At 73.9% G+C, this 10,317-nt stretch carries 12 protein-coding genes; 4 read left to right on the plus strand and 8 right to left on the minus strand.

What is annotated here, in order from left to right:
• Together AC1DXK_RS28605 and AC1DXK_RS28610 are read left to right on the plus strand one after the other, a co-directional pair.
• A partial coding sequence (locus tag AC1DXK_RS28605) for a phosphopantetheine-binding protein (RefSeq protein ID WP_477299559.1) occupies positions 1-1,098 on the plus strand: 1,098 nt, incomplete at its 5' end.
• 2 nt (positions 1,099-1,100) lie between these two features.
• Positions 1,101-1,874 carry a GNAT family N-acetyltransferase gene (locus tag AC1DXK_RS28610; protein WP_457108697.1) on the plus strand — a complete coding sequence of 258 codons (774 nt, stop codon included), beginning with the start codon at positions 1,101-1,103 and terminating at the stop codon, positions 1,872-1,874.
• 8 nt (positions 1,875-1,882) lie between these two features.
• Here AC1DXK_RS28610 and AC1DXK_RS28615 read toward each other — a convergent pair whose 3' ends face one another.
• Complete coding sequence (locus AC1DXK_RS28615) at positions 1,883-2,194, minus strand: hypothetical protein (RefSeq protein WP_457108698.1); 312 nt, start codon at positions 2,192-2,194, stop codon at positions 1,883-1,885.
• Positions 2,191-2,952, minus strand: a complete 762-nt coding sequence (locus AC1DXK_RS28620) for an SGNH/GDSL hydrolase family protein (protein WP_457108699.1) — start codon at positions 2,950-2,952, stop codon at positions 2,191-2,193. The genes AC1DXK_RS28615 and AC1DXK_RS28620 overlap by 4 nt, the downstream gene beginning before the upstream one ends.
• Before the next feature lie 339 nt (positions 2,953-3,291).
• On the opposite strand from AC1DXK_RS28620, the gene AC1DXK_RS28625 reads away from it, so the two are divergent.
• Positions 3,292-4,056, plus strand: a complete 765-nt coding sequence (locus AC1DXK_RS28625; protein ID WP_457108700.1) for a 3-hydroxyacyl-CoA dehydrogenase — start codon at positions 3,292-3,294, stop codon at positions 4,054-4,056.
• Positions 4,057-4,063: 7 nt separating this feature from the next.
• On the opposite strand, the gene AC1DXK_RS28630 is transcribed toward AC1DXK_RS28625, so the two are convergent.
• Complete coding sequence (locus AC1DXK_RS28630) at positions 4,064-4,312, minus strand: hypothetical protein (RefSeq protein WP_457108701.1); 249 nt, start codon at positions 4,310-4,312, stop codon at positions 4,064-4,066.
• 189 nt (positions 4,313-4,501) lie between these two features.
• On the opposite strand from AC1DXK_RS28630, the gene AC1DXK_RS28635 reads away from it, so the two are divergent.
• Positions 4,502-5,071, plus strand: a complete 570-nt coding sequence (locus AC1DXK_RS28635) for a PepSY domain-containing protein (protein WP_457108702.1) — start codon at positions 4,502-4,504, stop codon at positions 5,069-5,071.
• A gap of 193 nt (positions 5,072-5,264) precedes the next feature.
• Here the strand turns inward: AC1DXK_RS28635 and AC1DXK_RS28640 are convergent, their stop codons facing one another.
• The 5 genes from AC1DXK_RS28640 to AC1DXK_RS28660 form a co-directional block, all read right to left on the minus strand.
• The gene (locus AC1DXK_RS28640) at positions 5,265-6,386 is read right to left on the minus strand and encodes an aldo/keto reductase (protein ID WP_457108703.1); all 1,122 of its coding nucleotides are present in this window, start codon (positions 6,384-6,386) and stop codon (positions 5,265-5,267) included.
• Between the two features lie 229 nt (positions 6,387-6,615).
• Positions 6,616-7,296, minus strand: a complete 681-nt coding sequence (gene larB / locus AC1DXK_RS28645) for a nickel pincer cofactor biosynthesis protein LarB (protein ID WP_457108704.1) — start codon at positions 7,294-7,296, stop codon at positions 6,616-6,618.
• On the minus strand, positions 7,293-8,114 hold the full coding sequence (gene larE / locus AC1DXK_RS28650) for an ATP-dependent sacrificial sulfur transferase LarE (RefSeq protein ID WP_457108705.1): 822 nt from the start codon (positions 8,112-8,114) through the stop codon (positions 7,293-7,295). The genes larB and larE overlap by 4 nt, the downstream gene beginning before the upstream one ends.
• A complete protein-coding gene (gene larC, locus AC1DXK_RS28655) occupies positions 8,111-9,397 on the minus strand; it encodes a nickel pincer cofactor biosynthesis protein LarC (protein ID WP_457108706.1) in 1,287 nt (428 codons plus the stop codon). The genes larE and larC overlap by 4 nt, the downstream gene beginning before the upstream one ends.
• A gap of 109 nt (positions 9,398-9,506) precedes the next feature.
• On the minus strand, positions 9,507-10,217 hold the full coding sequence (locus AC1DXK_RS28660) for a Crp/Fnr family transcriptional regulator (protein WP_457108707.1): 711 nt from the start codon (positions 10,215-10,217) through the stop codon (positions 9,507-9,509).
• Positions 10,218-10,317: the final 100 nt, after the last annotated feature.

The following is a 10,317-nucleotide window of genomic DNA, read 5'->3' on the forward strand; positions in this document are numbered from 1 at the left end:
GCCGGGATCTGGTCCGAGGTCCTGGGCTACCCGGTCCGGGTCGCGGACCGGCGCTTCTTCGAACTCGGCGGCGACTCCCTCTCGGCCCTACGGCTGGTGGCCCGCCTGCGCCTCATCGCGCCCCGGGGCGGGGTCGGTGTGGCGGACCTCCTGCGCGACCCGACGCTGGCGGAACTGGCGGCCCGGATCGATGCGGGCTCGGATTCCGCCGAGGCGGGTCCGGCTCCCCTGGTCCGGCTCTCCGCCGGCCGGGCGGGGAGCGGCCGGCCGCTGCTGGTGCTGTTCCCCGGCCTCCTGGTGAGCACCCGGGAATACGAGCCCCTCGTGGCCCGCCTCGGCCCCGATCAGGAGGCGCACGGCTTCCTCTGCGCCTCCCTGGTGGAGGCCGTGCGGCCCCTGCCGGCCGTGACCGACCTCGCCGACGCCTATGCCGCGCGGGTGCGCGGCCTGATGCGGGGCCGCGCCGGGGGCTGCGTCTTCCTGGGCTGGTCCTGGGGCGGAGTGCTGGCCTACGAGACCGCCCGCCGGCTCGGTCCGGGCTTTCCCCTGGACTGGGTCGGCATGCTCGATGCCTGCGGCCTGGAGGACACCTTCGCCGCCGGCGCCGGCCGGCCGATCGCGCCCGAGGAGCGGGCGGCGCACGAGGCCATGGTCGGCGCCTGGCTCGACCGCTCGCCGATGCGGGCGCACTGGGCTGCCCTGCGCGCCCGCATGGATCCGGAGGCGGACGTGCAGTTCCTGCGCTTCCTGGCCGCCGAGCCGCAGCCCCTGCCGGCCGACGGCCCCGAGGTCGGCAGCCGGGAGCGGATGCTCTGGACGCTCGTCGACCACGCCATCCAGTTCCGGGCGCTCCGTCTGGAGCCCGGCGCGGTGCCGGTGCACAGCTTCGTGGCGGCGGAGACGCTGGCCCGCGCCCGGCCGGTGATCGACTGGGCGCCCCTCACCAGCCGGCTCCACGCGGTGGAGACGGTTCCGGAGACCGACCACCTCGACATCGTCCTGTCGCCGCATCTCCACGACCGGATCGCCGCGCTGACGGCCCCCGATGCCGGGCGCGGCGTCCGACCCGCGCGGACCGCCGCCGGGACCGCGGCCTGACGATGCGGGATCCCGACCTGACCTTCGAGGACCTGCGCGACACCCATGTGGCGGCCCTCACCGGATCCCTGATCGACGGCGTGGAGCAGGGTCCGGCGGGCGCAGGCTACGTCTGGTCGCGGGGCATTCCGGACCCGACCCTGAACTTCGCCTTCGGAGTGCGCCGGCCCGACCAGTTCGCCTGGGCGGGGGCGGCGGCCCTCGGCCGCGACCGGGCGCCGGCTTTCCTGGCCCGGGATGCCGAGGAGGTCGCGCTGCTGCGCGGGCTGTTCGAGCCCGCAATCCTCTACCCGGCGAGCTGGATGGTGGCGCGGCCGCTGCCGGCGGCGCCTGCGGCGGGGGGCGCGGTCACCGTCCAGGCGAGCCCGGCGCCGGGGCCGGATTTCGAGCGCGTCTTCGCGCACCTGTCCGACGACCCTGCCGTGCGGACGCACCTGCGCCGCCGCTACCTCCCGGCCCTGCATGCGGCCCGGAGCCGGCCCGGCCTCACGCCGCTCCACCTCGTCCTGCGCGACGCCACCGGTCCGGCGGCCTGCGCGAGCCTCTACCTGCGGGGCGACACGGCGGGGCTGTACAATGTGAGCACGCGGGCCGACCGGCAGCGCCGGGGCCTCGGCACCGCCGTGACCGTCGCGGCCCTGCGCGAGGCGCGGGTGCGCGGAGCCGCCCAAGTCTTCCTGCAATGCCCGGCCGGCGGCGCCATCGAGGCGCTGTACGCCCGCGTGGGCTTCCGGACGGTCTGCGCGCCGACCCTGCTGTGCACGAGCCCGCCCTGATCGGGGCCTCAGAACCCATCCGCACCGTACCCATAGGGCGTGACCCGGAAGACGAACCCGATCTCCGCCTCAGCGTCCCGCAGGGCCAGGGCGCTCGCCGGCCCGGTCACGACCGTGCCGGCACCCGCCCGCCGGGCCGCGTACCGGCCGCGGAGCCCGAGGGTCGCCAGCGCCGCCAGGGCGTGCCGGGCCGCCCGGGGTCGCCGGACGCCGTTCTCGGCGAGCCAGACCGTCGCGTCGTCGGGCCAGACCCGCAGGGGCAGAGACGGCGCGGGACCGTCCGGACACGGGCGCCCGGCCAGGCGTGCGCGGATGCTCACGGCTGGCCCATCCAGGCCGCGCGGAGGACCCGCAGGGGTGCGGAAGGGCGGGGCGGCCGCCGACAGGGCGAGCCCGTGCCGAACGCCGTCTGCCGGACGATCTCGGCGGCCAATCCCGTGTAGTCGGCCAGATGCACGCCGTCCCGGTGGAGGCCCGGACCGGCGAGCCCCCCGGGGCCGGTGCGCCACGCCGCGAACGGGTCGAAATACCCGTGTCCCCCGGCGGCGCAGAGCGCCGCCAGCCGGGCCGAGAAGGCCGCGACGGCGTCCGGATCCCGGCCGGTCGCACAGGCGCCGATCGGCGGGATCGCCGCGACGAAGACCGCGTCCGACCAGCCCTCCAGGATCCCCAGAATGCGACGGACCTCGGCCTCGAACCGGTCCGCGCTCCGAGCCCGCTCCGGGTGGCGCCAGCGCTGGATGTCGTTGGTACCGATGATCAGGACGGCGGCGGCGAAGCGAACCGGGACGCGGAACGCCGCGAGATGACGGGCGCAGTCCGCCGCCGTGCTGCCGCCGATGGCGAGATTGATGCTGGGGCGGCCGCCGAAATCGGGCGTTCCGATGAACTCCGCGTGGGAATTGCCCGCCAGCAGCACGCTGCCCGGCGCGGCGGAGCGGAGCGCGGCGCGAATGCCGGGGCGCCGTTCGGCGAGCCGTCCGCCGACGCGCCGGCCGTGACGCCAATGGCGGGCGGCGGTCCCGAGCCTTGGCCCGATCCCTGGTCCGATCCCTGGCCCGATCCCTGGAATGTGCATGGCGGTCCTGAACAGGCATGAGGGATCGCGGCGGGGGAGCCCCGGCGCGGGGACGTGGCGAACAGCGTCGTTGCCGAAGGCCCGGACGACCCTGCAAGGACGGTCATACCCAGCGGAATACTTTGCTCTTGCGCTGATCAGCGCCGGAAACATCCCGAAATACGGCCTAATACCTTGGGCCGCGCTAAGATCATATATGTGGGAAAAATTCACACGTCAACGACGCGACGCATGATCCCTCTGCCCGATGCGGGACCGGACGCCTTCCGGGCCGCCCCGTCCCGCGCTACGTCGCAGGGCGAGGCCGGGCCGCGCGGCACCGGGACCGGGGGAGTCAGGATGATCAGGGATCGCGTCTTCATCGTCACCGGCGCGGGCTCGGGCCTGGGCGAGGCGACGGCGCGCGGCCTCGTGGCGGCGGGCGCCCACGTCGTCGTGGCCGACATCGCCCGGGAGGCCGGCGCCCGGGTGGCGGCGGATCTCGGGGCGCGGGCGCGGTTCGCGGAGACCGACGTCACCCGCGCGGCGGATGGCGAGGCGGCGGTGCGGACGGCCCTCGACGCGTTCGGTCACCTGCACGGGCTCGTGAACTGCGCCGGCATCGCGCCCGGGGAGAAGGTGGTCGGCCGCGACGGTCCGCACCGCCTCGAGACCTTCGCGCGGGCGGTCTCGGTCAACCTCGTCGGCACCTTCAACATGATCCGGCTGGCAGCCGACGCCATCGCCCGCGAGGCGCCGGACGCGGCGGGCGCCCGGGGGGTGATCGTCAACACCGCCTCGATCGCGGCCTTCGACGGCCAGATCGGGCAGGCGGCCTACGCGGCCTCGAAGGGCGGCATCGTCTCCATGACCCTGCCCATCGCCCGGGAACTCGCCCGGCACGGGATCCGGGTGGTCACCATCGCGCCGGGCATCTTCGAGACGCCGATGATGGCGGGCTTGCCGCAGGACGTGCAGGATACGCTCGGCCAGAGCGTACCCTTCCCGCCGCGGCTCGGCCGCCCGTCGGAATACGCCGACCTCGTCCGCCACATCTGCGAGAACCCGATGCTGAACGGCGAGACGATCCGCCTCGACGGGGCGCTGCGGATGCCGCCGCGCTGAGGCACCGTCAGCCGATCGACACGCTGGTCAGCACCGCGGCGGCGCGGCGGACCTCGTCGGCGATCAGCTCCTCGCTCGGTCCGTCGATCGGCATGTCCGACAGGATCGCCGCCACGTCGCGCTTCACGTCCTCGCGGATCTCCGGGTTCTCCTCGGAGAGCCGCCCGATCAGGACGCCGAGCACGATCTCAAGGGCCGACAGCTTCGCGTGCAGGCGCGTAAACTCGTCAAGAGGTTCGGGCTCGTTCGCGGTCATGGCCTGTTCCGTCCGAGGTGCGTCCGTCGTCGCCTGGGCGCGCGCCGGATCGTGCGCGTCTCATACAGGGGCGCCGGCCGGCCGTCTCGCCGGGCGCGGCGGCCGGATTTTTTCCGGGCGGGGGCAACCGGATTTCCGGACCCGACGTTTCACGCTCCCGTGAACGAACCCGCAAAGGGACAACCCGCCATGATCACCCGTCTCACCGCCGCGGCCGGCCTGCTCGCGCTCTCCACGAGCCTCGCCCTGGCCCAGACCCCCACCGCGACGTCCGCCGAGCCGGCCACCAAGGCCGACAGCAACATGAAGGAGTGGCAGGTCGCCAAGGTCGCCAAGGTCGGCCTCGCCCAGGCGCTCACCACGGCCGAGGCGCAGGGCGACGAGAAGGGCGGCCGCGCCATCGACGCCGACTTCGAGAAGGCCGGCAGCAAGGACCCGGCCCACTACTCGATCAAGGTCGTGTACCCGAGCGGCAAGCTCGTCGAGTACGGCATCAACGCCGATACGGGCGCCCTCTACAAGACCGAGAACCAGCCGTTCGAGCGCTATTTCACCCGGCTGAAGGCCTCCGACTTCCAGAACGCCAAGACCTCGCTGAAGGACGCGCTCGCCATCGCCGAGCAGAAGGCCGGCGGCGGCAAGGCCTACGAGGCCGAGGTCGAGAAGGATGGCGCCTCGGTCCAGTACGAGATCAAGGTGGCCGGCGCCGACAAGGAGCAGGAGGTCAAGGTCGGCCCCGACGGCAAGGTCCTGAACTGAGGTCCCGGGCTGCGACGGAAGCCCGTCGCAGCCCCCGTCTCCGCGAGCGGCGCCCCGCTGATCCAGGGCGCGTCGCCCTGGGTCAGCGCCCTGGGTCGCAGCCCGCGGACCCGAGCCCGTCCCGGCCATGCCTCTCGCACGCGGCAGCCCGGAGCGGCCGCGGGCGGGGCGGCCGTGCTCTCCCGCGATCGACCTACTCCATCGTCGGCGCGAGCTTCTTCACGCCCTGCACGTCCTCGCCTAGCCATGCCGCGTTCTTGGCGGTGCCGTCGAAGGTGGCGCTCGTCTTGAACAGCTCGTACTTTCCCTCCAGCGCGTAGGGCTTCGACCGCGAAAGCAGCTCGGCCACCGCCGCCTTGTCCATCGGCTTGAAAGTCTTCACCGCTTCGAAGGCCTGGTCGAGGTCGCGCTGGTTCTGGATGCCGGTGATCACCACCGAGACCGGCAGGTTCAGTGAGAAGTGCAGGTACTCGATCGGCTTGATCGGCGCGTCCGCCTTCAGGATCACCCCGTCTCCGAACGTCTTCATCGCGAGCGGCGCGATGCCGTTCTGCACGAGATACGGCAGCACGAGGTGGCTGAACGAGCGGAAATGCGCGTCCATCACGTTGACGGGCATTTGGACGGAATCGAAGTGGAAGCCGCGCTCGGCGGCCACCTCCAGCATCTGCAGGTGGATGCGCGGGTCCTTGTGGCCGGTGAAGCCGATATAGCGCAGCTTCCCGGCCTTCTTGGCCTCCAGGAAGCCTTCCATCGCCCCGCCCTCGGCGAAGACCCGATCGGGATCGTCGTAGCGCAGGATCTCGTGGTGCTGGACGAGGTCGATCCGGTCGGTGCGCAGGCGCAGCAGCGACTGGTCGATCTGCTTGAGCGCCTCCTCCTTGGTCCGCCCGTCCATCTTGGACATCAGGAAGACCTTGTCGCGGTAGCCGTCCTGGGCGAGGGCGGCACCCATGCGCAGCTCGGAGCGGCCTTCGTTGTAGTCCCAGCAATTGTCCATGAAGGTGATGCCGCGGTCGATGCCGGCATGGATCAGCCGCGTCGCCTCGTCGTCGCTCAGGACCTTCTTGCCGAGGTGGAACCCGCCCATGCCGATCGCCGAGATTTTTTCCGACGTCTTCCCGAACGACCGGTAGAGCATCTCGCCCCGGCGCTCGCCGGGATCGGTGACGAAGGGCAGGTCCGCGGGGTCCTGCGGGCGGGTGTTGGGCAAGGGGCCGGTGTTGGCGGGGGCGTTCACGGCCGCGCCTGCGCTGCCGGCGCCTGCGAGGCCCGCGCCGAGCACGGCGCCCTGTAGGAAGCTGCGGCGTTCCATCGGCTGTCTCCGTTCGAAGATGTGGGGATCGGTGCGGGCAGGCCCCGTGTCGGCGCTGCTGCCGTCGAAGAAGGTGGCGCGGGTCCCCTCTCCCGTGCGGGAGGGGGACAGGGTGAGGGAAGAGAACTGTCCGGAGAGGTCGCACCCCTCACCCCAACCCTCTCCCGCACGGGAGAGGGCGCGCGTCGCGCTGCCTGCGCAGCAGTACGGGGTAACGACCCGCGCCGGGTCATCGTTCGGTCTCCGCGGCAAGGCGGCCTGCCGCATGGAGCAGGCGCAGGGCGGCGCAGGCCGCCCCGTAGCCGTTGTCGATGTTGACCACCGTGATGCCGGGGGCGCAGCTCGCCAGCACCGCGTCGAGGGCGGCGCGGCCGCCCGCGGCGACGCCGTAGCCCACGGAGGTCGGGACCGCGATCACCGCGCCCGCCACGAGGCCGCCGACGACGCTAGGCAGCGCCGCGTCCATGCCGGCGGCGACGATCACCACCGGATGCGCGCGGATCTCCTCGATGCGCGTGGTCAGCCGCCACAGGCCGGCGACGCCGACATCGGCGAAGAGCGACGCGGCCCGGCCGGCATAGGCCAGCACCCGCAGGGCCTCGCGGGCGACGGGCACGTCCGAGGTGCCGGCCGCCACCACGGCGACCCGGGCCGGGCCGGCGATCCGGGGCGCCTCGCCGAACACCGCCGTGCGCGAGACCGGGCAGTAGTCGAGCCGCGCGGCGCCCCCGAGCCGGTCGCGCTTCTCCGGATCGAGGCGGGTGAGGAGCAGCGAGGCGCCGCGGGCGCGGGCGGCCTCCAGGATCGCGTCGATCTGCTCCGGGCTTTTGCCGGCGCAGAAGATCGCCTCCTCCAGGCCGATCCGCTCGGGCCGGGCGAAATCGAGGGTGAACTCGTCCGCGACGCTCACGACCGGGCCTCCCCGGGCTGCACCAGGAAGGCGCTGCCGACCCGGTAGGGCGCGAACCGGACCGGGCCCGCGAGACGCGCCGGCGCGATGGCCCGGATGCCCGCCCCGAGCGTCTCGCGATCCGCCGCGGCCAGGGCCGCGAGGCTCGCCGGATCGAGTTCCACCACCACGCCCTCGGCGCGCACCCGGCACCGGACCGCGCGCTTGGCGCCGCTCTCCGCCGCGAGTGCCCCGCCCACCAGCCGCTCGACGGCGTGGATGAAGCTCAAGGTCTCCGGCTCGATCGGGATGCCGGTCTCGACGCGGCTCGACAGGCAGGGCGCCGCCGGCAGCTCCGCCACGGTCCCGAGGCCGAGGTCGCGGGCGAGCGCCCGGACCGCCGCCTTGTCGAAGCCCGCCTCCACGTAGGGGTGGCGCACGCCGTGCTCCCGGGCGGCGTCGAGGCCGGGGCGGTACTCGCCGAGGTCGTCGCGGTTGGCGCCCGACAGGATCTGCCGGTCGGTGACCCGCCGGACCGCCCCGTACAGGTTGGTCTTGCAGAAGAAGCAGCGGTTGACCGGGTTCGCCCGGTAGGCGGGGTCGGCGAACTCGCCGGCCTCGATCACCCTTAAGGACCAGCCCTCGCGGGCGCCCTCGGCGCGGACCCGGGCGGTCGCCTCAGCGGGCACCGCCGGCGAGACCGCGTGGACCATCAGGGCCGTCCCCGGCGCCAGCCGGTGGGCGAGGGTTGCGAGCGTCAGGCTGTCGACCCCGCCGCTCACCGCCACCGCGACGGGCCGGAGCCCCGCCAGGACGGCTTCGAGTTGCCGGCGCGTCACCGTTCCTCCTCCCGCTGCTGTTCCAGGGCGAGGCGCTCGGCCTCCCGGCGCAGGCTCGCCCGCGCGGCGTGGCCCGGCTGGTCGCGGGCATCGTCGGCCTCGGCCTTGGCGGTGCGGCCACCTGGCCGGTCGACGATCTTCACCCGCACCGGCTGGCCCGCCTGCGCCACCGTGCGGGCCTCGCGGTCGAGCACCGCGCCCTCCACCCGGTGATAGCGCAGGCCGATCGTGGTGGTCTCCCGGAAGCAGGCCGCGATCGCCGAGTCCAGGCTCTCCGGACGCACCAGGACCTGGATATGGGCCATCATCCGGCCCTTCTTGCCGATGACCGGCGCCTGCACGACGTCGAGCACGCCGGGCTCGGCGCGCAGCCGATCGAGGCCCAGGGCGAGATCCTCGCCGGACTGGTCGTCGACCTCGAAGGCGATCACCGCGAGGTCCCGCCGGCCGGGACCGGCAGCCGAATCCTCCAGCACCAGGGCGCGCAGGCAGTTGCTCAGGCCCGGCAGGACCTTCGTGCCGAAGCCGATGCCGGTGCGCCCGAGCGTACCCCGGGGGCGGCCCCGCCCGGGATCCTCGCCGCAGAGGTGGCGCAGGATCGCCGCGCCCGTGGGGGTGACGCGCTCGCCCGGAATGCCGTCGTCGAGGGTCTGGAAGCCTGCGAGCAGCAGCGTCGTGGCCGGGGCCGGGACGGGGAGCGGGCCGTGCTGGGTCCTGACCCGGCCCGAGCCCAGGGGCAGGGCCGAGACGCTCCAGCTCCGGACCTCCAGGGCGGCGATCAGGTGGGCGGCGGCCACGATGTCGGCGATCGAGTCGAAGGCGCCGACCTCGTGGAACGCCACCGCCTCCACGGCGATGCCGTGGACCCGGGCCTCCGCCTCGGCGAGGTGACCGAAGACGGCGACGGCGTGCGCCGCGACCGCGGGCGCGAGATCCGCCGCCTCCAGCGCGGCGCGGATCTCCGCCCAGGGCCGGTGTCCGTGACCGGGTCCGTGAGAGTCCGCGTGCGCATGGTCCTGGTCGTGGTCGTGGTGCGCGGGATGGCCGTGGTGACGGTGGCCGTGATCGTGCCGGTGTGCAGGCTCCGCGCCGGGACCCGAGACGGTGAAGCGGGCGCCGAGCAGGATGCCGTCGTTGTGCGGGTGCACCGCGCAGGCGATGCGGGCATCGACCGCCCGGATGCTGGCGCCGACCCCCTCCCGGTGCTCGGGGAAGGCGTCGAGCAGCGCGGCGGCGAACATGTCGCCGGCCACGCCGCCGAGCGCGTCGAGATGAATGTGCATCGTCTGTCGGTCGACCTGCCGCGGCTCACGAGGTCCCACAGATCGGCCGCGGCCGCCCCAAAGCAAGGTACGCCGGACGACCGATGCCGCGGCGTTTCGCCCGCCGCGCTCAGGCGAGCTGCAGGTAGGCCGGATCGAACAGCCCGCGCTCCGTCAGCCCGCCGAGGTCGTGGATCGTGAGGCGGCGGCCGCGCAGGGCGACGAGGCCGGAGGTGCGCAGCTCCTTGAGGGTGCGGTTGATGTGCACGCTCGTCTGGCCGAGGGCGTCGGCGAGGTCGGGCTGGGTCACCGGCATCGGGAGCGTGGTGGCGTCGGCGAGCCCGATCCGGTTGAGCCGCAGGTGCAGCTCGCAGAACAGGTGCGCCAGCCGCTCGATCGCCGAGCGGCGGCCGACGCTGGCGACCCACTCGCGATGGATCGCCGTGGTGGCGAGCATCTCCCGCCACAGGCATTCCTCGACCGCCGGACGGGTCCGGATGGCCTCGCCGATCTGCTCCGGCGTGATGCGGGCGACGGTGACCGGCGTGAGCGCCCCGATGGCGTGGTCCATGCGCGCCCGGCGGACCGCGAACGGATCGCACACATCGCCGGGCAGGAGCAGCGCGACGATCGCCCGCCGCCCGTCCGGGAACGGCTTGTAGCGGCAGGCCCAGCCGTCGAGGATGAGATGGGTGTGGTGCGGGTCGCCGTGCGGCCCTTCGATGTCCTGGCGGGCGGCGACGTGGCGGACATGCTGGCGCGCGAGCCCATCGAGGACCGCGCGGTCCTCGGGCGCGAGGCGGACATGCCGCGCCATCTTCCGCACGAACGGATTGTCCACGCCCGTCTCCGGTCAGAGGGCGGATGCGACGGCGGCGGGCAGGCGGGCTCGCCTCATGCCGCCTGCCCAGCGCCCGGACGGCGGCGCCCGGCGGCCGGGC

The sequence above is a fragment of the Methylobacterium sp. P3_A11 genome (genome assembly GCF_056403155.1).